Annotated in this window: 22 protein-coding genes and 1 riboswitch; of the genes, 12 read left to right on the top strand and 10 right to left on the bottom strand. The window is 69.4% G+C overall.

The features are described from left to right. Positions 1 to 6: 6 nt before the first annotated feature. Positions 7 to 88: riboswitch (ZMP/ZTP riboswitch) on the bottom strand. Beyond that, positions 86 to 1,741, bottom strand: a complete 1,656-nt coding sequence (locus tag ACGFIF_RS09695) for an acyl-CoA dehydrogenase family protein (protein WP_393153322.1) — start codon at positions 1,739 to 1,741, stop codon at positions 86 to 88. Its footprint overlaps the riboswitch before it by 3 nt. Positions 1,742 to 1,846: 105 nt before the next feature. On the opposite strand from ACGFIF_RS09695, the gene ACGFIF_RS09690 reads away from it, so the two are divergent. The 3 genes from ACGFIF_RS09690 (at position 1,847) to ACGFIF_RS09680 (ending at position 4,947) form a co-directional block, all read left to right on the top strand. Then, entirely contained in the window at positions 1,847 to 2,953 is a 1,107-nt protein-coding gene (locus tag ACGFIF_RS09690; protein WP_393153320.1) for a YhjD/YihY/BrkB family envelope integrity protein, read from the top strand. A 148-nt stretch (positions 2,954 to 3,101) separates the two neighbouring features. After that, positions 3,102 to 4,169 carry a ribosome small subunit-dependent GTPase A gene (rsgA, locus tag ACGFIF_RS09685; RefSeq protein WP_393153318.1) on the top strand — a complete coding sequence of 356 codons (1,068 nt, stop codon included), beginning with the start codon at positions 3,102 to 3,104 and terminating at the stop codon, positions 4,167 to 4,169. A 34-nt stretch (positions 4,170 to 4,203) separates the two neighbouring features. Next, a complete protein-coding gene (locus ACGFIF_RS09680) occupies positions 4,204 to 4,947 on the top strand; it encodes an SDR family NAD(P)-dependent oxidoreductase (RefSeq protein ID WP_393153316.1) in 744 nt (247 codons plus the stop codon). Between the two features lie 6 nt (positions 4,948 to 4,953). Here the strand turns inward: ACGFIF_RS09680 and ACGFIF_RS09675 are convergent, their stop codons facing one another. Next, positions 4,954 to 5,703 (bottom strand): hypothetical protein, encoded by a 750-nt coding sequence (locus ACGFIF_RS09675; RefSeq protein WP_393153314.1) that lies wholly within the window; start codon positions 5,701 to 5,703, stop codon positions 4,954 to 4,956. 248 nt (positions 5,704 to 5,951) lie between these two features. Here ACGFIF_RS09675 and ACGFIF_RS09670 point away from each other — a divergent pair, with 248 nt between their 5' ends. Then, positions 5,952 to 6,803, top strand: coding sequence for a DMT family transporter (locus tag ACGFIF_RS09670; RefSeq protein ID WP_393153312.1), 852 nt, complete (start codon positions 5,952 to 5,954; stop codon positions 6,801 to 6,803). Positions 6,804 to 6,811: 8 nt separating this feature from the next. Here the strand turns inward: ACGFIF_RS09670 and ACGFIF_RS09665 are convergent, their stop codons facing one another. Further along, positions 6,812 to 7,675 carry a helix-turn-helix transcriptional regulator gene (locus tag ACGFIF_RS09665; protein WP_393153310.1) on the bottom strand — a complete coding sequence of 288 codons (864 nt, stop codon included), beginning with the start codon at positions 7,673 to 7,675 and terminating at the stop codon, positions 6,812 to 6,814. Between the two features lie 184 nt (positions 7,676 to 7,859). Here ACGFIF_RS09665 and ACGFIF_RS09660 point away from each other — a divergent pair, with 184 nt between their 5' ends. Next, positions 7,860 to 8,636, top strand: coding sequence for an SDR family oxidoreductase (locus ACGFIF_RS09660; protein ID WP_393153308.1), 777 nt, complete (start codon positions 7,860 to 7,862; stop codon positions 8,634 to 8,636). A gap of 10 nt (positions 8,637 to 8,646) precedes the next feature. Here ACGFIF_RS09660 and ACGFIF_RS09655 read toward each other — a convergent pair whose 3' ends face one another. Beyond that, the gene (locus ACGFIF_RS09655) at positions 8,647 to 9,432 is read right to left on the bottom strand and encodes an alpha/beta fold hydrolase (RefSeq protein ID WP_393153306.1); all 786 of its coding nucleotides are present in this window, start codon (positions 9,430 to 9,432) and stop codon (positions 8,647 to 8,649) included. A 217-nt stretch (positions 9,433 to 9,649) separates the two neighbouring features. Here ACGFIF_RS09655 and ACGFIF_RS09650 point away from each other — a divergent pair, with 217 nt between their 5' ends. Further along, positions 9,650 to 10,405 (top strand): class I SAM-dependent methyltransferase, encoded by a 756-nt coding sequence (locus ACGFIF_RS09650; protein ID WP_393153304.1) that lies wholly within the window; start codon positions 9,650 to 9,652, stop codon positions 10,403 to 10,405. Positions 10,406 to 10,415: 10 nt separating this feature from the next. After that, the gene (locus ACGFIF_RS09645) at positions 10,416 to 11,543 is read left to right on the top strand and encodes a M24 family metallopeptidase (RefSeq protein ID WP_393153302.1); all 1,128 of its coding nucleotides are present in this window, start codon (positions 10,416 to 10,418) and stop codon (positions 11,541 to 11,543) included. Between the two features lies 1 nt (position 11,544). On the opposite strand, the gene ACGFIF_RS09640 is transcribed toward ACGFIF_RS09645, so the two are convergent. Then, positions 11,545 to 12,546, bottom strand: coding sequence for a GlxA family transcriptional regulator (locus ACGFIF_RS09640; RefSeq protein ID WP_393153300.1), 1,002 nt, complete (start codon positions 12,544 to 12,546; stop codon positions 11,545 to 11,547). Positions 12,547 to 12,616: 70 nt separating this feature from the next. Here ACGFIF_RS09640 and ACGFIF_RS09635 point away from each other — a divergent pair, with 70 nt between their 5' ends. Next, a complete protein-coding gene (locus ACGFIF_RS09635; RefSeq protein ID WP_393153298.1) occupies positions 12,617 to 13,888 on the top strand; it encodes an MFS transporter in 1,272 nt (423 codons plus the stop codon). A gap of 47 nt (positions 13,889 to 13,935) precedes the next feature. After that, complete coding sequence (gene soxR / locus ACGFIF_RS09630; RefSeq protein ID WP_393153296.1) at positions 13,936 to 14,415, top strand: redox-sensitive transcriptional activator SoxR; 480 nt, start codon at positions 13,936 to 13,938, stop codon at positions 14,413 to 14,415. Positions 14,416 to 14,471: 56 nt separating this feature from the next. On the opposite strand, the gene ACGFIF_RS09625 is transcribed toward soxR, so the two are convergent. After that, entirely contained in the window at positions 14,472 to 14,945 is a 474-nt protein-coding gene (locus ACGFIF_RS09625; RefSeq protein ID WP_393153294.1) for a carboxymuconolactone decarboxylase family protein, read from the bottom strand. Positions 14,946 to 15,104: 159 nt separating this feature from the next. On the opposite strand from ACGFIF_RS09625, the gene ACGFIF_RS09620 reads away from it, so the two are divergent. Further along, positions 15,105 to 17,228, top strand: a complete 2,124-nt coding sequence (locus tag ACGFIF_RS09620; protein ID WP_393153292.1) for a RecQ family ATP-dependent DNA helicase — start codon at positions 15,105 to 15,107, stop codon at positions 17,226 to 17,228. A 132-nt stretch (positions 17,229 to 17,360) separates the two neighbouring features. Here the strand turns inward: ACGFIF_RS09620 and ACGFIF_RS09615 are convergent, their stop codons facing one another. Then, on the bottom strand, positions 17,361 to 18,155 hold the full coding sequence (locus ACGFIF_RS09615) for an ArsR/SmtB family transcription factor (protein ID WP_393153290.1): 795 nt from the start codon (positions 18,153 to 18,155) through the stop codon (positions 17,361 to 17,363). Between the two features lie 119 nt (positions 18,156 to 18,274). Between ACGFIF_RS09615 and ACGFIF_RS09610 the strand changes: the two genes are divergently transcribed. Together ACGFIF_RS09610 and ACGFIF_RS09605 are read left to right on the top strand one after the other, a co-directional pair. Further along, positions 18,275 to 19,066: a GNAT family N-acetyltransferase gene (locus tag ACGFIF_RS09610; RefSeq protein ID WP_393153288.1), complete on the top strand. Its 792-nt coding sequence runs from the start codon at positions 18,275 to 18,277 to the stop codon at positions 19,064 to 19,066. A gap of 30 nt (positions 19,067 to 19,096) precedes the next feature. Further along, positions 19,097 to 19,849: an SDR family oxidoreductase gene (locus ACGFIF_RS09605; protein ID WP_393153286.1), complete on the top strand. Its 753-nt coding sequence runs from the start codon at positions 19,097 to 19,099 to the stop codon at positions 19,847 to 19,849. A 229-nt stretch (positions 19,850 to 20,078) separates the two neighbouring features. On the opposite strand, the gene ACGFIF_RS09600 is transcribed toward ACGFIF_RS09605, so the two are convergent. The 3 genes from ACGFIF_RS09600 to ACGFIF_RS09590 are packed head-to-tail and all read right to left on the bottom strand — an operon-like array spanning position 20,079 to position 21,723. Next, positions 20,079 to 20,477: a VOC family protein gene (locus tag ACGFIF_RS09600; RefSeq protein WP_393153284.1), complete on the bottom strand. Its 399-nt coding sequence runs from the start codon at positions 20,475 to 20,477 to the stop codon at positions 20,079 to 20,081. Then, positions 20,474 to 20,944: a MaoC family dehydratase gene (locus ACGFIF_RS09595; RefSeq protein ID WP_393153282.1), complete on the bottom strand. Its 471-nt coding sequence runs from the start codon at positions 20,942 to 20,944 to the stop codon at positions 20,474 to 20,476. The genes ACGFIF_RS09600 and ACGFIF_RS09595 overlap by 4 nt, the downstream gene beginning before the upstream one ends. Continuing rightward, entirely contained in the window at positions 20,941 to 21,723 is a 783-nt protein-coding gene (locus ACGFIF_RS09590) for a PIG-L deacetylase family protein (protein ID WP_393153280.1), read from the bottom strand. Before ACGFIF_RS09590 ends, ACGFIF_RS09595 begins: the two co-directional genes overlap by 4 nt.

Here is a 21,723-nt window from a genome sequence, read left to right as displayed (position 1 = left end):
GTGGGTCGAAGGCACCCAGGCGCACGGTGCCGACGGTTTTCGCTCCCCGGTGGTTCTCCACCTCAGCGCGCCAGTCGCGACGCGCTCACCCTATCGTGCGATCGAGGATCGCCCGGAACGGTGTCGTCCTCGGCAACGTGCCGAACACGCCACCCCAGTCATTGGCCAGCCTGGACGCCACGAACGCGTCCGCGACCTCGGGGGTCGAGTGCCGAATCAGCAGCGAGGCCTGCAGGCACAGGGCCATCCGCGCTGCCAGACGCCGTGCTCCGGCCTCGGCGCCTTCGATGTCAGCAAGCGCTTGCAGTACGTCGTTCACGGCGGCGTCGAGCCGATGGTCGGCGCCCTGGACCGTGGCCAGCTCGGTCAGCCACGCCTCCAGCGACTCCGGCCGGCGCAGCGCCCGCAGTACGTCGAGTGCGTTGACATTGCCCGACCCTTCCCAGATCGAGTTGAGCGGCGACTCCCGGAACAGCAACGGCATCCCGGACTCCTCGACGAACCCGTTCCCGCCGAGACACTCGAGCGCCTCGGCCACCATGAACGAGGTCCGCTTCGACACCCAGAACTTCGCCAGCGGCAACGCAATCCGCCTGAAGGCAACCTCCTGCTCCGCGCGACCGGGGGTTGTAGGAGCGGTGGGGACGGGCTGGGACGCATCCACGGCTGCGGCGAGGCGCATGGCGAGGGCCGTGCCGGCCTCGCTCTCCAGCGCCAGATCGGCGAGCACGTTCTGCATCGCCGGCTTGTCCGCGAGCAACCCACCGAAGGCGGAGCGGTGGCTCGTGTGCCACACCGCCTCCACCAGCGCGCGCCGCTGGAGAGCAGCGGATCCGAGGACGCAGTCGAGCCGGGTCGCGGCGACCATCTCGATGATGGTGCGGACGCCGGCGCCCTCGTCGCCGAGCCGGTATCCGACGGTGCCGCGGAACTCGACCTCGCTGGACGCGTTCGACCGGTTGCCGAGCTTGTCCTTCAGCCGCTGCAGGGCAAACGCGTTCCGGTTGCCATCGGCAAGGACCCGCGGTACGACGAAACAGCTCAGTCCCTCCGGTGCCTGGGCGAGCACCAGGAAGACGTCGACCTGCGGCGCCGAGCAGAACCACTTGTGCCCGTTGAGCTGGTACTCGCCGTCGCTCCCGGTCGGCGTCGCGGTGGTGAGATTCGCCCGGACGTCGGACCCGCCCTGCTTCTCGGTCATCCCCATCCCGGCGAGCACGCCGGTCTTCTCGGCCGCGGGCAGCCGGCGGACGTCGTACCGGGTGGACGCGAGTTGCGGGATCCACTCCTTCGCGAGCCGCTCGTCGGCCTTCAGCGCGGGCACGGCGGCGTACGTCATCGAGATCGGGCAGCCGTGACCCGGCTCGACCTGGGACCAGAGGTAAAAGCCGGCGGCGCGGGTCAGGTGCGGCGACGGCTGGTCGCTGGTCCAGGGCGCGGCCTGGAGGCCGAAGCCGACGGCCTGCTCCATCAGCCAGTGCCACGACGGGTGGAAGTCGACCTCGTCGATGCGGTGCCCGTAGCGGTCGTGGGTGCGCAGCACGGGTGGATTCTGGTTCGCCGGGAGCGCCTGGGAGAGGGCCTCCTCGGACCCGGCCAGCTCGCCGATCCGGTGCAGACCGGGATCGTCCGCGACGCCGCCGTACGGACGCAGAGCGTCACCGAGCGCCGTGTCCCGGGTGAAGAAGTTCACCCCCCGCAGTGGGGGAGCCTGATTCGTTACCGCGAAAGGGTCCGCCATGTCAGTACGGTAAGCGGTATGGCACGTTCTGGGGCAGGACCCACTGGTGGGAGCTCCCTCTCATTGGCATGGGTCCGCAGAATCCCGGCGACGACCTGGAAGCTTGTGACCCAGACCGTCGGCGTCTGCCTGCGCTACCGGGTCACCGGGCTCGCGGCCGAGGGGGCGTTCTTCGCCATCCTCTCGCTGCCGCCGCTGATCTTCGGACTGGCCGGAAGCCTCGGGTACATCGCGAGCCGGTACTTCGAGGTCGAGACGATCGACGAGATCAAGCAGCAGATCGCCGTGCTGGCGGCCCGGGCGCTGACCGACGACTCGGTCCAGGGCGTGATCGTGCCGACCCTGAACCAGGTCCTGAACGGCGGCCGGCCGGATGTCATCTCGATCGGTTTCGTGCTCGCGCTGTGGTCCGGCAGCCGGGCGCTGAACGTGTTCGTCGACACCATCACGATCATGTACGGGATGGGCGGCAAGCGCGGCATCGTCCGGACCCGCGCGCTGTCCTTCTCGCTGTACTGCGCCGCCCTCGTGATCGGCGTGATCGTGCTCCCGCTGGTGCTGGCCGGTCCGGACGCGGTGGCCGCGGTGCTTCCGCACCGGCTGGACTTCCTGAACCAGCTGTACTGGCCGGTCGTCACGATCCTGTCGGCGGGCTTCCTGAACACCCTCTACCACTTGTCGGTGCCGGTGCGGACGCCGTGGGTGTCCGACCTGCCGGGGTCGTTCCTGGCGTTGTCGATCTGGATCCTGGGCAGCTTCGTGCTGCGGTGGATCCTGCAGAGCACAGTCGGCGGTACGTCGATCTACGGCCCGCTGGCGGCGCCGATCGCCGTACTGATGTGGCTCTACATGACGGCGATCGCGGTGCTGATCGGTGCTGCGCTGAACGCGGTCGTGGACCGGTTGTGGCCGCACAAGTCGCGGGCGGCCGAATCGGCGTCCGAGGTCCAGGCCGGCAAGGACGCCGAGGACGAGGTGGAGCCGGTGATGAAGGCCGAGCCGGAGCCGCACCACGGCCACCCGCTGACCCCGCTCGAGCCGCCGGAGCCCGTCGTACCGGCCGACGGCGTGAAGCCTGAATCGCCGCCGGACGACGCACCCCGGCCGACGGAGAAGCCGCCTCGGCCGGCGGACGGTGCGCCGCGGGCGGAACGCAAGCCGGAGCCGGTCGGAAAATCCGGTGCGCAAAGTGAATCCGACGACCTACGCTGACGACATCAGCCGGTCCTCGATCAGGACCGCAGGACGTCGAAGGGAGGCACCCGCCATGAGTTTGGGCCAGGCCCACCGGGCCGACGCTTCCCGCACTGTCCGTCCGCTGAGCTGATCTCGCGGCCGGACCCTCCGAAAGGTTCGCCGCATGTCAGCCACACTCCAGGCCCTGGGACTCGACAGCTCCACGGCCGAATTCCTTGCCGCCGTCCCGGACGAGCTCTTGCCGGGGCGTGTCGCCCGGGTCGACAAGGGCCTGGCGACGGTTCTCACCGAGGACGGTCCGGTCCGCGCGACGTGGTCCGGTGCGCTCCTCGCCGCGATGGCCAGTGATCCGCATGCCGGCCCATGTACAGGGGACTGGGCCGTCCTGCGCTACTGGCCGGACGACCGGATCACCCTCGAGTCCCTGGCCCCACGCCGTACGGCGATCGTGCGGGCAGAAGTCAGCGGTACGTCGAAGGGCCAGGTGCTGGCCGCCAACGTCGACGTGATCGCGATCGTGGTCGGGCTGCACCCGGAGCCGAACATCGGCCGGATCGAACGCTTCCTCGCGTTGGCGTGGGAGAGCGGAGCGCGGCCCGTCGTCGTACTGACCAAGTCAGACCTCGTCGGTGACGCGGAGGCCGTCGCGGACGACGTAGCGCGTGCTGCGCCGGGTGCCGACGTGCTGGTGTGCAGTGCGACGACCGGTGAAGGGCTGTCGTCGGTGCAGGCGTTGCTGGCTGGTGACGCGACTGTGGCGCTGCTGGGGTCGAGTGGCGCGGGCAAGTCGTCGCTGGTGAACGCACTGGCGGGTGTGGAACTGCTGGACGTGCAGGACATCCGTGACGACGGCAAGGGCCGGCACACGTCGGTGCGGCGTGAGCTGATCGTGCTGCCGGGTGGTGGGGTCGTCATCGACACCCCAGGGCTGCGGGGGATCGGGCTGCAGGAGTCTGGTGAAGGGCTGGCGGCTGCGTTCCCGGACATCACGGCGCTGGCCGAGCAGTGCAAGTTCAAGGACTGCGCTCACCTGACCGAGCCCGACTGCGCGGTGCGGGCCGCGCTGGAGGATGGCACGCTGCCGCACCGCCGCTACGAGAGCTGGACGAAGCTCCAGCGCGAAGCAGCCTATATGGCTCGCCGCAACGACCTCCGCCTCCGCGCCGAAGCCAAGAAGCAGTGGGTCCGCGCCTCGAAGTCCTACCGCCGGGACATCAACCCGCGCCAGTAGCACCCCGTTTCTTCCGGAGTGAAAGGATCGGGGTATGGATCGAGCGGTGCTGGTGACGGGGGCTTCTCGGGGGATCGGTGCGGCGACCGCGCGGGCGTTCGCGGCGGCGGGGGACCGGGTGGCTGTGCATTACAGCTCGTCCGCCGAGGCCGCGGCGATGGTGCTGAAGGAACTGCCCGGGCCGGGGCACGTGCTCGCCCAGGCCGATCTTGCCGATCCGGCGGCGATTGAGACGATGGTCGACGACGCCGCGGCGGCTCTGGGTGGTATCGACGTACTGGTGAACAACGCCGGTGTGTATCACCCGCATCGGATCCGCGAGGCGACGTACGCCGAATGGCAGCAAGCCTGGGCCGACACGCTCGCGGTGAACCTGGTCGGCCCGGCGAACGCGGCGTGGTGCGCGGTGCGGCACATGGGCCGCGGCGGCCGGATCGTGAACGTCTCGTCGCGCGGCGCGTTCCGGGGTGAGCCGAACCAGCCCGCGTACGGCGCCTCGAAGGCCGGGATCGTGTCGTTCACACAGTCACTTGCGCGCGCCCTCGGTCCGGAAGGGGTCGCGGTGACCGCGATCGCACCCGGCTGGACCACCACCGACATGGCCTCGGTCCACCTGGTCGGCGAAGGCTACGACCGTCGCCGGCTGGAGAGCCCGCTCGAACGCGTTGCCGACCCGTCCGAAGTCGCCGCGGCCATCGTCTACCTCGCCTCACCCGAGGCCGAGTTCGCCACCGGCACCGTCCTCGACTTCAACGGCGGCTCCCACCTCCGGATGTAGGCCTACTCAGCCGTCGCCGCCTCCGCCACCGTCCATCCCGCCACCGTCGAACCCGCCGTCCCAGCCGGCACCGTGGGTGCCGGCATCGCCCCAGACTCCGGCCGCGCCACCCTGGGTCTGGAAGCTGGCCAAGGCGATGTAGCTCGCTCCCGCCCCCGCCCCGAAGTAGCCGAGGCCGTACGGCGTGACCGCGGTGCCGGCCTCCCAGTACGGCACCCGGCGGCTGTGGAACTGGACGAACCTGACCTCGGGTTCGTCGCCGGTCTGGATCCGCGCGGCATCCTGTGCACACGCCGGAACCGTCCGTGTGCCGACCCTCGGCTGCGTCCAGACCACGTCCTTCGTCGACGGACCGTGCTGCGGATTGAAGAAGCACGGCACCCTGCGCTCGGGCACTGCCTCGCCCCGCGCCCGCGCCTGGACGCAGACGATCGCGTACCGGCCGGTCGCCAGCGTGTCGGTCACCGCACTGATGTCCTCGGACTTCCGGATGCCCTTGACCGTTCGCTGCGCTGCCTCGTACGCGTCGAGAGCGACCTGATAGTCCGCCTGCCCGTCGGCGTCGAGCGGGTGCCCGGCCACCTGAGCATCCAGCCGCCGGAGTTCCTCCCCGAGCAGCGTCACGTCCTCGTCGGCCAGCCTGCGGATCTGCTCCAGCTCCTCCGCATCACCCTGCCGTGCGGCTCGGCGGTCCCACAGATACCGGCCCCCGAGCACTATTCCCCCGCCCCCTAGGGCGGCTAGTAACCACCACATCCATTGACGGTACCGCCGCAACCCTGCCCGGTCAGCACCTGGCATGGACCGGTCCGCTGTTTGGCGCCGAAAACGGGTCGGCGGCGGGGCAGTCGGCTTGCTAGGGTCGCGGCCGTGCATCGAATCATCACTCCGCCGGCCGCCGCTTAGCGGACGGCCGACCTCATCACGCTCGGGTTCTGACCTGGGCTCCTTCGGGCTGTTCGCAGACGCCCCAACCTCTTCGTGCGAACACCCTGGAGTGTCTGATGCACTACCGTCTTGCGCCCTCGTCGGCGCGCGGTCTCCTGTACGTCGCCCTGGCCGGAGTCGCCTGGGGCACGGGCGGCCCGACCGGCGCCCTGCTGTTCCAGCACAGCGGCCTGGACTCGACAGCGATCTCGTTCTGGCGGCTCCTCGGCGCCGCCCTCTGGCTGGCCGTCGCCTGCCGGGTCCTCGCCCGCGGTCCGATCATCCAGCAGTTCGCCGCGGCGCCGCTGCGCTATCTCCTGAGCGGTCTCGGCCTGGCCGTCTGCCAACTCGGCTACTTCGCCGCGATCCCGCGAGTCGGCGTCGCCGTCGCCACAGTCGTCTCCCTCGGCGCCGGCCCGGTCATCATCGCGTTGGGTGCTCGTGAGCGGATCACCAGCACCCTGCTCATCGCCGTACTGGGGCTGGCTCTCCTGATCTCCGGCGGCGCAGGCACCGGCCACGGATCCCTGCTGGGGATCGCGTTCTCGCTCCTGTCAGCCGCCGGCTACGCCCTGACCACCTTGCTCAACCGGGATCAGCAGGACCCCATCACCAGCGCTTTCCTTGGCTTCGCCGTCGGCGCCGTCATCCTGTTGCCCTTGGCAATGACTGGCGGCCTCATCCCGGCACCGGTCAGCTGGCCACTCCTCGCGTACTTCGGTTTGGTCCCGACCGCACTCGCCTACGCCCTGTTCTACACCGGCCTCCGAGCGATCCGAGCCTCCACCGCAGCCGTCATCGCCCTCATCGAACCACTGCTGGCCGCGGCGATCGGCGTACTCGCCTTCCACGAGCGCCTGACCACCCTCAGCCTCATCGGCGCCGCCGTACTGCTGGCTGCCGTCGTGCTCCAGGCGATGCGCGAGTAGTGGAACGCTCAGCCGGCGGTGGGCGGGCTCGCGGGTTGGGGTGTCGTCCAGCTGGTGAGGAGTCGGAGTGCCTCGGCGGTGGGGGAGCCGGGCTCGACGTTGTAGACGCAGAGAGTCTGGTCGGCGTCGCCGGGCACCTGGAAGGACTCGTAGGCGAACTCGAGGTCACCGGCGACGGGGTGGTGGTAGACCTTCGCGCCATGCGTCCGGCGCAGGACGCGGTGGTCGTTCCACCAGCCGGTGAACTCGGGGCACCGCAGGGTGAGTTCGCCGACCAGGTCGGCGAGCTGGCGGTCGTGTGGCGAGCGGCCGGCTTCGAGTCGCAGCATCGCAACTGTCTCGGCGGCGATGCGCTCCCAGTCGCCGACGCGCTCGCGGGCGGCGGGATCGAGCAGGTAGTACAGCGCAAGATTGCGGCGCGGAGCCGGCAGGGCGTCGAAGTCCGTCAGCACCTCACGGGCAAGCCGATTCGTCGCGAGTACGTCGGTACGCCGCCCGAGGATGAAAGCCGGCACCTGATCGAGGGTCTGCAACATCAGGTAGAGACCCGGACGGACCCGCTGCGGACTGATCGGAGTACGACGAGCAGGGGTTGGCCTGGCCAGGAGATCAGTGAGGTGTTCGCGTTCGGCGGTATCGAGCTGGAGGGCGCGAGCGAGAGCGTCGACGACTTCGGGCGACGGGTTGCCGGCCCGGCCCTGCTCCAGACGCGTGTAGTACTCGGTGCTGACTCCCGCCAACCGCGCAACCTCGTCACGCCGTAGGCCAGGCACGCGTCGAGGGCGCCCGTCCTCCGGCAGGCCGGCCCGGTCGGGCGAGATGGCTGCTCGGCGAGTGCGCAGGAAGTCGGCGATCTCGGTACTGCGTTCCATATGCCCAGTGTGATCGAGGCTCGGGCGGGAGACACGCAGCTACGTGGCCCTGTCAGTACCAGCCTTCCCGATGCCAGCCCGAGCAGGGTCTGTTCCAGGCCGCCACGGGCGTTCGCGGACTGATGTGCTGAAGAGGTGGCCGGTGCTCACCGGCCGGCATCCCCTTCAGGAAGGTACGCATCACATGTCCACACAAGCTGTTGCCAGGCCCCTCGCCGGCCGCGTCGCTGTTGTCACCGGCGCCTCAAGCGGCATCGGCGAAGCCTCGGCCGAGCACCTGGCGGCGCTGGGCGCGACCGTCGTCGTACTGGCGCGGCGCGCCGATCGACTCGGCGACCTGGTGACCCGGATCGAGAAGGACGGCGGTACTGCGCTCGCGCTGTCGGTCGACGTGACCGATGCCGCGGCGGTGCAGGCCGCGGCGGATCGGGTCGCCACCGAGTTGGGTGGCGCCGACCTGCTGTTCAACAACGCCGGCGTCATGCTTCCGGCACCGATCGAGGAGCGTGGCACCGATCAGTGGCAGCGCCAGATCGACCTCAACATCACCGGCCTGATGAACGCGATCGCCGCGTTCACGCCGCAACTCGTGGCCGCGGCCGCCGAGCGCGGTGTCGCCGACCTGATCAACACCTCGTCGATCGCCGCCCAGAACATCTACCCGAACTTCGCCGTCTACGCAGGCACCAAGGCTTACGTGACGCACCTGTCCCGCCACCTGCGCGCCGAGCTGGGCGCGAAGAACGTCCGGGTGTCCGCGGTGGAGCCGGGCATCGTCGGCACCGAGCTCCAGAGTCACGTGACCGACGAGGGCGCACTCCAGTGGCTGGCCGGTGCCAAGGAGTCGATGGAGTGGCTGACCCCGCAGGACGTCGCGGAGACCATCGGCTTCATCGCCACCCTGCCGCCGCGCGTGAATCTGCAGCAGGTCACCATCATGCCCACGGGCCAAGCGAGCTGACGCGGTTGCCTCACTCCGTCGAAGCGCGTTGCAACCACTCGCGGATCAAGGCGGCGAACAGCTCGGGTTGCTCGATCTGAAGGTTGTGCCCGGCAACATCCAGTACGGCGTACGTCGCCCGCGGATAGTGGGGGAGTAGCGCGTACTGGTCCGCGAAGCCCGTCACCGCGTCCTGCCTGCCGCAGACGATCAGCGTCGGCCGCTGGTAGGCAGGACCGCTCTCCGGCGCGGTCGACAGCGCCCAGTTCTTCTGGATCCGGTCGAGCGCCTCGAGGTCGGCCACCTCGAGCCCGGGCGCGACGTCGGAGCGGTACGCCTCGAGTGCGGCAGCGGTCTGGACGACGGCGAGGTCGGTGAAGTCCTCGCCCTCGGTCAGCGATTCGAGCACGCCCGGCTCGGTCCGCAGGATGACGTGGTCGGGGACGGTCCGGTCGGCGTGCATCAATGCGGCGCCGATCGGGCAGATCAACGCGAGTCCGAGGATCTGCTCGGGGCGCTCCGCGATCAGGCCGCGGCTGAGATATCCGCCGTACGACTCTCCGATCAGCAGGAACGGCTCGTCCCCGATCTGTTCGTCGATGTACGCGCGCACCTCGGCCATGATCCCGTCGGAACTGTCGATCGCACCGGCCGACGTCTGCCCCATCCCGGGCAGGTCGGGATAGAGCCGTCGGTACCCGGGCACCTCGGCGAACACCGGCTCCAGACAGCCCGACATCAGCCGGTGATCCGGAGTCCAGCCGTGCAGCGAGAGCACCGGAACACCCTCGCCGAAGGACACATGGTGCAGTGCCATCGCAGTCGCCTTTCGCTTGTGCCGATCGGGTCTCGATCGAACCGCGACCAGTTGTAGCAAGCCTCGCCGACAGTTTCCGGCTGGGCACAGAAACAGTGTCACCGCTTGGTAAGCGGTCGGGCGCGAGCGGATCCGATCGATCGGTGCTACATCTGTCAGAGGGAGCTGTCCGATGCGCGGTTCGTGATCGGGTGGTAACGGGGGAAGGGGAACGGCCATGACTACAGCTGCGATGGTTGCCGAGTTCGGAGACTTCGCCGACTGGACCGCCGAGGCGGTCGAGGAACTCGGCACGGGGCACGCCATACCTGCGGCCTGCCGGGGCAGTTCGAGTCCGGGCGGGCTCGCCTGGTTGGCCGAGGCCTGTGAGCTGGCGCCGGGGGACAGGTTGCTGGATGTCGGGGCCGGAGTGGGTGGCCCGGCGGCCTGGGCGGCGGAGCGGTTCGGGGTGCGCCCGATCCTGGTGGAGCCGATGCTTCCGGCCTGCCGGGCTGCCGCGCGACTCTTCGGGCTGCCGGTCGTCACCGCGGATGGCGGGCGTCTTCCGTTGCGGTCGGGCTCGGCCGATGTCGGCTGGTGCCTGGGGGTGCTGTGCACCGTCGAGGACAAGGCGGCGCTGCTGGACGAGATGCACCGCGTGCTGAAGCCCGGAGCCTCGCTGGGTCTGCTGGTAGTCGTCTCCCGGGCGCAGCAGCGTCTGCCGGCCCCGGAGGGCAACCACTTCCCCACCCAGCGCGAGCTCGCCGCGTTGCTGGCGAATGCCGGCTTCGAACTGCTCGAACAGGTCACGCGTCCCAACACTGCTCCACTGTCCTGGTCTCGCCGTGTCGAACAGGTCGCAGCGGCCGTCGCGGCGAAGCACCACAAAGATCAGGCCTACGAACTTGCCGCACGCCAGACCGAGTGCCTCGGCCGGCTGCTGGCCGCCCGGCAGGTCTCAATCCAGCTGATCCACACGGTCGCCGCGGGCTAAAGTCGGGCCCATGTCGAGTCGAACTCCCAAAGGCCCCGTCCCCGCTTCCGACGTACTGCGTGCCAGGTTGGAACGCGCCCGCGAAGCCGCCGCCGGGACCGGTCTGCTGATCGCGCCCGGTTCGGATCTGCGGTATCTGCTCGGGCAGGCAGGTGGTTCGCTCGAACGGCTGACCACGCTGGTCATTCCGGCCGACGGTCCGCCGGCGCTCGTCGTACCGAAGCTCGAAGCGCCTGGGTTCGCCGACCTTCCGTTGGCAGAGCTCGGCGTCGAGGTCGTCACCTGGGTCGACGGCGACGATCCGTACGGCGTTGCCGCCGATCGCCTGCGTGGATCGGAGCGGGTGGCGGTCAGCGACTTCACGCCGGCGCTGCATGTGCTGGCCCTGCGCGAGGCGTTGCCGAAGGCCGAACAGGTCCTGGCCGGGCCGATCGTGCGCGAGCTCCGAATGCGCAAGGACGCGGCCGAGATCGAGGCGCTGCGGAAGGCCGGTGCGGCGATCGACCGGGTGCACGCGCGGGTCGGCGAGTGGTTGCGGCCGGGCCGGACCGAGGCGGAGGTCGGCGCCGACATCGCCGCCGCGATCGTCGAGGAAGGTCATGTCCTGGCCGAGTTCGTCATCGTCGGCAGCGGGCCGAACGGCGCGAGTCCGCACCACGGTGTGTCCGACCGGGTGATCGAAGCCGGTGACGTGGTGGTCGTCGACATCGGCGGACCGGTTGCCGAGGGCTACAACTCTGACTCCACCCGGACGTACGCCGTGGGTGAGCCGCGGGATGCGGATGTCGCCGCGACCTACGCCGTGCTGCGGGACGGGCAGCAGGCGGCTGTGGATGCGGTGCGGCCGGGGGTGTCGGCGGAGTCGATCGATGCGGCAGCACGGGACGTGATCGCGGCGGCCGGGTTCGGCGAGTTCTTCATCCACAGGACCGGACATGGGATCGGGCTCGACGTGCACGAAGAGCCGTACATTGTCAGCGGGAACGAGCTGATTCTCGAACCAGGGATGGCGTTCAGCGTCGAGCCGGGCATCTACCAGCCAGGGCGGTGGGGTGCGCGGATCGAGGACATCGTCGTGGTCACCGAGGACGGCGTCGAGCCGATGAACCGTCGCCCGCACGACCTGGTGGTGCTGTGACTCAGCCGGCCCGGAAGGTCTTGCGGTAGGCGAGGGGAGAGACACCGAGTTCGGAGCGGAGGTGATGACGCAGCGACGCGGCAGTGCCCAGGCCGGCCGACTCGGCCACGCGGTCGACGGACAGGTCCGTGGTCTCCAGCAAGTGGCATGCGTGTCGCACGCGTTGCTGCAGCAGCCAGGTGCCCGGAGATTGACCCGTCTCGGCCTTGAACCGCCGGCTGAACGTTCGCACGCTCATCTGCGCATGGGTGGCCATCGTGGTGAGACTCAGCTCCTCATCGAGGCGCTCCAACGCCCAGGCGCGGGTCGGCGCCGTACCTTCGCTGCCCTCGTCCGGTACGACGCGCTCAATGAACTGTGACTGCCCACCGTCCCGCCACGGCGGTACGACGCAGTGCCGAGCAGCCCGGTTGGCGATCTCGCTGCCGAAGTCGCGACGGATCAGATGCAGGCAGAGATCCACACCCGCGGCGAGACCCGCCGACGTGACGATGTCGCCGTCATCGATGAACAGCAGTTCCTCGTCGAGCTTCACCTGCGGGTAGAGGGCACGGAACATCTCGGCCCGGAGCCAGTGTGTGGTCGCCGGCCGTCCGTCGAGGAGCCCGGCCGCGCCGAGCACGAACGCGCCGGTGCAGATCGACGCGATCCGGGTGCCCGGCCGGATGGTGCCGAGCGCCTTCGCGAGGTCGTCCGGCAGCGTGCCTTCGTAGCGCGGCTGGGCGATGTACGTGCCCGGGATGATCACTGTGTCCGCCTCGGCCAGCACCTCCGGCCCGTAGTCGGGGATCAGGCTGAACCCGGCACCGGCCCGGATCGGCGCGATCTCGAGTCCGCAGATGCGGACGTCGTACAACGCCGTCCCGTCGGCCTTCGTCGCCGCGCCGAACACCGTCGGCGGAATGGTCAGGTCGAACCCGACCACCGGCTCCAGGGCCAGGACGGCGACCACGTGTGGCCCGACCGCTCGCAGTTTCGGCCGGCCGGTGCTGGAGGTGCCCATGGCCATATCTTGACACATGCTGGCGTTCTGGCCACTGGTTTGGCGTGGGGACAGACGGCAATCTGTCCGGGTGACGCAGATTGTGGAGAAGAAGACTGCCCGGGTGCACCTCGCCTGGGCAGTCGCCGGAGTGGGGTTCGTAACGCTGATCGGTGCGGCCGGGTTCCGCTCGGTGCCGGGGGTGTTGCTCGACCCGTTGCACGACGAATTCGGGTGGTCGCACGCCACGATCTCGGCGTCGGTGTCGATCAACCTGCTGCTCTACGGCCTGATCTCGCCGTTCGCCGCGGCCCTGATGGATCGGCTGGGTCTGCGTCGCGTCGTCAGTGGTGCCCTGGTGCTCATCGCGCTCGGCAGCGGGCTGACCGTCTTCATGACCTCGTCCTGGCAGCTCCTGCTGTGCTGGGGTCTGCTGGTCGGTGTCGGCACCGGTTCGATGTCGATGACGTTCGTCGCGACGATCACCGGCCGCTGGTTCGTGCATCGCCGTGGATTGGTCACCGGCATCCTGACTGCGGCCGGCGCGACCGGCCAGCTCATCTTCCTCCCGCTGATCGCGAATCTGGCCAGTGCGTACGGGTGGCGTGTCCCGGCGCTCGTCGCGGCCGGCACGGCGTTGGCCGTCGTACCGCTGGTGCTGCTGTTCCTGCGGGACTACCCGAGTGATGTCGGCTTGCGGGCGTATGGCGCTCCAAAGGGAAGCACTGCGGGGCAGCGGGTCGAGACGACCGGCAGCAGTGCGCTGCGGGCTCTGACTGCGTTGCGGTCAGCGATGCGCCGGCCGGCGTTCTGGATGCTCGCGGGTGGCTTCGCCATCTGCGGTGCGTCGACGAACGGGTTGATCGGCACACACTTCGTGACGGCGGCACACGACCACGGCATGCCGGTGACGACGGCTGCGTCGTTGCTGGCGTTGGTGGGAGTGTTCGACGTCGCCGGCACGATCGTGTCGGGTTGGCTGACCGACCGGTGGGATCCGCGGTACCTGCTGATCGGGTACTACTCGCTGCGTGGCCTGTCGCTGCTCGTGCTGCCGTCTCTGCTCGGTCCGTCGGCGCAGCCGAGCATCTGGGTGTTCATCATCTTCTACGGCCTCGACTGGGTCGCGACTGTGCCGCCGACCGTCGCGTTGTGCCGGGAGTGGTTCGGGGTGGACGGGCCGATCGTGTTCGGCTGGGTGTTCGCGTCGCACCAGATCGGTGCCGCATTGGCCGCTACCGGAGCTGGCGCGATCCGGGACGTACAGGGCAGCTACAACCTCGCCTGGTACCTGGCCGGAGGGCTCTGCGCGGCGGCCGCGCTGATGTCCGCGAGCATCGGACGTCGCCTCGTGACCGCCTGATCCCGTCGGCTAGCCTCGATCCAGGGCGAGGTCGGAGGGATGAACGGGTGGACATCGAGCCGGGTGAGTTGACGGTCGGGCAGTTGGCGCAGCGCAGCGGCGTGGCGATCTCGGCTCTGCATTTCTACGAGCGGCAGAACCTGATCGTCAGCCGTCGTACGTCGGGCAATCAGCGACGGTACAAGCGCGACACGCTCCGCCGGGTCGCGCTGATCCGGATCGCCCAACGGGTCGGCATCCCGCTCGCGGAGGTGGCCGCGATCCTGGCGCTGCTGCCGGAGAACCGCACACCCACCCGCCAGGACTGGGAACGCATCTCCGAGTGCTGGCAGGCCGAGCTCGACAAGCGCATCCTGCACCTGGAACAACTCCGCGACGACTTCAAGGACTGCGTCGGCTGCGGCTGCCTCTCCCTCGACCGCTGCGCCCTGGCAAATCCGTACGACGCGCTGGCCGCCAAGGGAGCGGGTCCGCAACGACTGGTCACCGCCGGTGGCGAACCCTGCCACCCCGGAAAGTGCGCCTGATCTGCCGTCAGGCCCGGCAGGCATCTGCCGATGCTCGCCGGGCCTGACGGCAAAGGTCAGCCCCACTGGCCGGGCTGGTAGTCACCGGCCGGCCGCTGGGTGATGACGTTCAGACGGTTCCAGGTGTTGATGAGGGCGATGAGGGACACGAGCGCGGCGAGCTGGTCCTCGTCGTAGTGCTTCACCGCGTTCGCCCAGACCTCGTCGGAGACACCGCCGGCCGCGTCGGCGATGCGGGTGCCCTCCTCGGTCAACTCGAGTGCCGCGCGCTCGGCGTCGGTGAAAACCGTCGCCTCCCGCCAGGCCGCGACCAGGTTGAGCCGCACCGAGGACTCGCCGGCGTGGACGGCGTCCTTGGTGTGCATGTCGATGCAGTAACCGCAGCCGTTGATCTGGCTGGCGCGGATCTCCACCAGGTGTCGCGTCGCTTCGGGCAGAGTCGAGTCCCACACGACCTTGTTGGCCGAGGTGATGTACTTCAAGGCCTTGGCCCCGACCGGGTTGGTGACGTGGTCGAAACGGATGTTCATGCTCATCTCCTGTTCAAAGTCGGCACTACACCCAACCGACGAGACGACGCGGCGTGGTGTGAGCCACCCGGAGAGTGAGCTACGTCTCCCGCACCCGGTTATCCACAGCGCGGTGGTCGCTCGGAGCGAACTGGGGGCGCGGGCGTCTAGTGTCGTGGCATGGCTGACACCAGTTCGACCACCAGCACTCTGACCGAGGCGCGCGCGGGGATCGCCGGCGGCGTGATCCGGGCGATCGCGGGGGAGAGCGCGCGATTGCGGGCGGATCAGGAGACCGCGGTCGCCGCCCTGTGCGAGGCGAGCGCGCGGGTGCTGGTCGTCCAGGCGACGGGCTGGGGAAAGTCGGCGGTGTACTGGGCGGCCACCGCGATCCGCCGGGCCGAGGGCGCGGGGCCGACGCTGGTGGTGTCGCCGCTGCTGTCGTTGATGCGTGATCAGGTCGCCGCCGCGAGCCGAGCAGGTCTGCGGGCAGCCACGCTGAACTCGAACAACATCGACGAGTGGTCCAGCATCGAGCACGACCTGCGCTCCGGTGCGATCGACGTACTGCTGGTGTCGCCGGAGCGGTTGGCGAATCCTGGCTTCGGTCGGCGGGTGCTCGACGGGCTGGCCGGGCAGGTCGGGCTGCTGGTGATCGACGAGGCGCACGCGGTGTCGGACTGGGGGCACGACTTCCGGCCGGATTATCGCCGCGTGTCCGACGTACTGCAGCAGCTCAACCCCAAGACGCCTGTGCTCGCGACGACTGCGACGGCCAACGCGCGGGTGACCGACGACGTCGCGCATCAACTGGGGGAGTCCACGCTTGTACTGCGTGGTCCGCTGGCCCGGTCGAGTTTGCAGTTGGCTGTTGTCGATGCGTTGTCGCCGTTGGATCGGTTCGCCTGGGTGGTCGACCATCTGCCGAAGTTGCCTGGGTCGGGGATCGTCTACACGTTGACCGTGTCCGATGCGCAACGCCTGGCGGCCGCGATCCAGGAGGTGCACGGCCGGGACGTGCCGGTCGCGGCGTACACGGGCGGCTTGGATGCGGGCGAGCGGGAGAGGCTCGAGGACGCCCTGCGGGGGAACGAGTTGAAGGCCCTCGTCGCGACCTCGGCGCTCGGGATGGGCTACGACAAGCCGGACCTCGGGTTCGTCGTGCATGTCGGTTCGCCGCCGTCGCCGGTGTCGTACTACCAGCAGGTCGGTCGTGCCGGCCGCGGGATCGACCACGCCGTGGTGGCGTTGCTGCCGTCCGATGCGGACGCGGGTGTGTGGGACTACTTCGCGACCGCGACGATCCCGGTGCCGGAGAACGTGAACCGCTTGCTCAGCGGGTTGGACGGGTACGGGCCGGATCAGCCGGCCACCGTTCCCGCGTTGGAGGCGGAGACCGGGCTGCGTCGGACGCGGGTCGAACTGATGCTGAAACAACTCGCGGTCGACGGCGTCGTCGACCGGGTCGAGCGCGGCTGGGTGCGGACTGGCAAGGAGTGGACGTTCGACGCGGCCCACTACGACGGGATCGTCGGGGTCCGGCGGCGTGAGGCGGACATCATGCGGGCGTACACCCGGGGTGACCGTTGCTTGATGCAACTTCTCCAAGAGTCGCTGGACGACCCGTCGGCCGAGCCGTGCGGGCGCTGCTCGGTCTGCCTCGGTGAGCTGCCCGACCCGCTCCGGGCGAAGCCTGAGACCGAGACCGTGCAGGCGATCATCCGGCTGCTGCGCGGCGAGGTGCACATCCTGGAGCCGCGGAAGATGTGGCCGGGCGGCGCGTTCGGCGCGAAGGGCCGGATCCCGGCGGAGCTTGGGGCTGAGCCGGGGCGGACCATCATCTATGCAGACGCCCCCGAGTGGCGGGAGGTGCTGCGTGGGACCTTCACCGACGCGTCACCGGATCCTGACTCGCTCGAGGCGCTGAAGGCGGGCGCGGTGGCGGCTCTTTCGCGGTGGCGCGGTTCCTGGTCCAGTCGGCCGGAGGTCGTCGTACCGCTGGCGGCTGCGGGCTACGGTCGCCTGACCGGCGAGATCGCGGACCACGTCGCAACCGTCGGCCGGCTCGACCGCGCCGAGCTCACCATCGACCGGACGGGCTTCACCGACGACCTCTCCTCAGCCGAGGAGGCCAGAGTCTGGCGAGACGGCATCCAGGTCGACGGGGCAGCTGTCAGCGGTCGTGCGGTCCTCCTGCTGACCGACGCGTCGTCGTCACAGTGGCCGATCACCGTAGCCGCCGCCAAACTCCGCGAATCCGGCGCCGCAGCCGTCCTCCCCCTACTCATCCACAAACGCCCCTAACCACACCCCTCACTCGCCCCCAGCCCACCCATCCACCCCGAGCGACCCCACTGTCCCAGCTCCTACCGGCTACCTCGGGTGGTGCTCGCCGTCGCGGCTCTTGCCGGTTACCTCGGGTGCCTCAGGCGGCGTCTACTTCGTGGCGGCGAGTTCGGGGGTGGACTCGACGAAGGACTTGAGGTCGGCGATCAGTTGGACCCAGCCCTCGCTGACCATTTCGCGGATCGCGCTGCCCGGTTCGAAGCCGGAGTGGACGACGGTGAGCTTGACCTGGTCGCCGACCGGCTCGAGGTCGAAGCTCGCCTTCGACAGCGGTTCGCGACTGGTCTTCTCGAAGAGCTCGTCGGACATCTCGACGGCCCGCGCGAACTCCGGGGTGATGTGGTGCCAGGCGTAGGCCAGCCGGCGGTACGGGTCGTGCTCGAGGACGACCTGACCCGGCCCGGCCATCGCGACGTCACCGTGGTGCCAGACCATCTCGGAGTCGACCTTCCAGTCGGTCTCGAATCGCTCACCCCAGTACTGCTCGGTGAACTTCGGGTCGGTCAGAGCCTGCCAGAGCCGCTCCGGCGTGGTCTTGATGTACGTGGTGTAGACGAAGTCGTTGTCACTCATGGTCTCGGCCTCCAGAACCGTCTTGAGATCGGCGAACAGTTCCACCCGCCGACGGTCGTACTGGTTGATCCAGCGGTCGGCGATGGCATTGATCGGCTCGGCGTTGAGGTAGTGCAGCTTCTCCCGGCCGCGCCAGACGGTGGTGACGAGATTGGCGCTCTCCAGGACGGCGAGATGCTTGCTCACCGACTGCCGCGCCATGTCCAGGCCGGCGCACAACTCGCGCAGGGTCTGGCCGTTGTCCGCGTTCAGCCTGTCGAGCAGCTGCCGCCGGCTCGGGTCGGCCAGCGCACGGAACACCTCGTCGTCCATCGCTCTCCGATCGCCTATATGCAGCCGCTTGGCTGCCTGATCACAATAGGCAGCCGCGCGGCTGCATGTCAAGGAGGACGGCGGGGGAATCCGGTTGACGCGGATTGGAGGATGGGCGAGTGGAGATCGAGAGCCTCGGATTCCGGACCGACCTGCTGTTGCTGAAGCTCAGCGGGAGCGAGCTCACCGACCGCGGCGAGTACGTCGTGGTGCGCACGCCGGCCAACCCGGGCTTCTGGTGGGGGAACTTCCTGCTGTTCCGGACGCCGTTCGCGCCGGGCGAGCTACCGGCCCGGCTGGCCGCGTTCCACGCGGAGTTTCCGGCTGCCGGCCATGTCGCCCTGGGTATCGACAGTGTGGACGGCGAGGTCGGCGCGGAGGACGAGCTGGTCGCGGCCGGGATCGAGGTGGCTCGGGACGTGGTGATGACGACGAGTGAAGTCGTCCCGCCGAGCCGTCCGAACGATGAGTCGACGTACCGGTACCTGAGCAGTGACGACGACTGGGAGCAGTTGATGCAGCTCAGTCTGGCGACTGCCCCGATGGAGGTCGACGAGGGCTACATCCTGTTCACCCGGCGCAAGCTCGCGTCGCGGCGAGCGCTGGTGGACGCGGGGCACGGGAAGTGGTTCGGCGCGTTCGAGGGGGAGCGGCTGCAGAGTTCGCTCGGGTTGATGTTCGACGGCAAGGGGCTGGCCCGGTTCCAGAACGTGCAGACGCATCCGGACGACCGCAACAAGGGGATCGCGAGCACGCTGGTCCACCGCGCGTCGACGTACGGGCTCACTGAAGGTGGTGCGAAGACGCTGGTGATGGTGGCGGATCCTGAGTACCTCGCGATCCGGCTCTACCGGGCGCTCGGATTCCACGACACGGAGACCCAGTTGCAGCTCTCCCTGCCGCCGTCCTGATCGGTCCTGACGGCGTGGCAGGGTAGGGACATGACTTTGACTGACGTACGGCGTGGGGTCGCACTGATCACCGGTGGGAGTCGTGGGATCGGGGCCGCCGCAGCGGTCGCACTGGCCGCCGACGGGTGGGATGTCGGCGTGAACTACCGGACGCGCGCGGACGAGGCGGCCCGCGTCGTGAAGTCGTGCGAGGAGCTGGGCCGGCGGGCGATCGCGGTCCAGGCCGACGTGACCGAGGCGGACCAGATCGAGCGGCTCTTCGACACGGTCGCCGCCGAACTCGGACCGCTCGGTGCCGTGATCAACAATGCCGGCGTGGTCTCGCCGTCCGGCCGGGTCGCCGAGTACGACGCCGAGCGGCTGGAGCGGGTGTTCCGGATCAACTCGATCAGCGCGATCCTGGTCGCCGGCGCCGCGGTACGGCGGATGTCCACGGCGTACGGCGGATCCGGTGGAGTGCTCGTCAACGTGTCGTCACGGGCGGCTGTGCTCGGGTCGGCCGGTGAGTACGTCGACTACGCGGCGAGCAAGGCCGCTGTGGATGCGCTCACCGTTGGTCTGGCGAACGAGGTGTCGAAAGAGGGCGTCCGGGTTCTCGGTGTGCGTCCGGGGCTGATCGAGACCGATATCCATGAGGAAGGCCGGCTGGAGCGGATCGGGACCACACCTCCACTCGGTCGTCCGGGTAAGGCCGAGGAGGTCGCCGAGGTCATCGCGTTCCTCGCCTCCGACCGCTCGTCGTACATGACCGGCTCCACGGTCGACGTCGCCGGCGGTCGGTAGGGGCAGCCTGCCGGCGCTGGTGGTTGGTGGAGCGAGTCGCTGGCGCGGGTGGGGGCGGCGCGCGGTGGTCGGTGAGGCCGGGTCGCCGGCGGTTGGACCTCGGGCCGGTGCGGTTGTGTGCCTGGGGGGTGCCGGGCTGTGGGGTGCCCGGATCGGCTGGGAGGCCGGGCTGTGGGGGCCCGGGAGGTGGGGTGCTTGGGGTGCCGGGTGGGGCGGCCCGGCGTGAGGTTCAGGCGGCGGGTGGGGCGAAGAACTCGAGGGCGATGCCGTCGGGGTCCTTGAAGGACAGTCCGGAGCCGTAGTGGGCGTCGACGATGCCGCCGTGTTTGACGCCCAGCTCGTCGAGCCGGTCCTGCCAGCGGGTGAGTTCGGCGCGGTCCGCACAGGTGAACGCGACGTGGTCGAGCCCTGGGCGGCGCGGGCTGAACTCGCTCGCCCACTCACCGTCGGGGAACGCGTGCAGCCCGAACAGCTGACCACCTTCGATCGCGTACACCACATGTCTGAACGGCCCGGTGTCCTCATCGAGGACGGGTTCGCTGGCGAACAGGTGTGAGTACCACGGGACGCTGAGCTCGAGGTCCGCCACGGTCACGGCCACGTGGGTGATCCCTGGGAATGCCTTCACGGCACAACTCCTGTCTCTCGATCGTTCCTCGATGCGGTCGCACCGAGGTCAGGACCGGATCCGGCGCCGACAGGCACCTGGTACACGTGCGCATCACCGTCGAGCACGACGACGGCGTCGCCGTTGGTGATCGTCGTACGGATCCGGAAAACCGGTTTGGTGGTGTGGACTTCGAGCACCTCGACCTCGGCGGTGATCTCGTCACCGGGCCGGACCGGGGCCAGGAACTCCCAGGCCACCCGGAGGAAGACACTGCCGGGGCCGGGCAGGTCCTCGGCGACGACGGCGTTGAGCAGGCCGGATGTCACCCCGCCCTGCACGATCAGCCCGCCGAAGCGGGTGCCGGCCGCGAGTTCCTCGTCGTAGTGCAGGGGATTGCGATCCCCGGTGAGCTCCGTGAAGAGCTCGATGTCGCGCCGGGACACGGTCCGCGTCCGCCGGGCGGTGCTCCCGACCGCCGGCGTCATCCGGCACCGCCGGTGGCCTCCGGCTCCGACTCCGCCACTGTCAGCTCTGTTGCGTCGGGCAACGAATCGGCGGCGACGAAGGCCTCGGCGGACCACCAGCGGCGGAACGTCTCCGCCCCGACCGCGGTCATCAGGCCGGTGGTCTGCGAGACATGCGCCAGGACGGCGCCGATCTTGCGATCGAGGTCGGCCCCGGTGAGTACGACGTACAGCGCCAACTGCTCGTCGGGTGTCACCGGAGGGCTGCCGTACATCCACAACCCGAGGCGGTCGTTGAGAGCACCCCACTCCTCATGGAATCCCGGCGTGAGCGTGGCGTACAACAGCCGCGCCCGAGCACCGGACTGCTGCCACGCCGCGGTCGTCCACGCCGACACGGCGCGATGATCGGCATGGCCGGTCATCCCGTCCGGCCCGAAGGTCAGGATCGTGTCCGGCTGGATGTCCGCGATCAACTGCGCGACCGACGCAACCCCTCCGTTTGCGTCGGCACACGCCCCGTCGCGGTACCCGAGCCAGCGATGCTCCACCACGCCGACCATCGCGAGGCTGGTCCGCATCTCGTCCTCCCGCACCGCGGCGAGCTCGTCGGGCGGCAGTGATACCTCAGCCGTGCCCTGTTCGCCGTACGTCGCTGTCGCCACGACGACCCGGTGTCCGGCGTCGCGCAGGGCGCCCATCAGGCCGGCGGACAGGTAGGCCTCGTCGTCGGGATGGGCCCAGACACCGAGGACGGTCCCCAGGTCCTCGACGACCGGACGCGTTCTCTCCTCTGGCAC

It is taken from the genome of Kribbella sp. NPDC049174, from assembly GCF_043197365.1.
In the GTDB taxonomy this organism is placed as follows: domain Bacteria; phylum Actinomycetota; class Actinomycetes; order Propionibacteriales; family Kribbellaceae; genus Kribbella.
The sequence above is the reverse complement of the archived record's forward strand: the minus strand, read 5'-3'. Positions and strand labels throughout refer to the sequence as shown.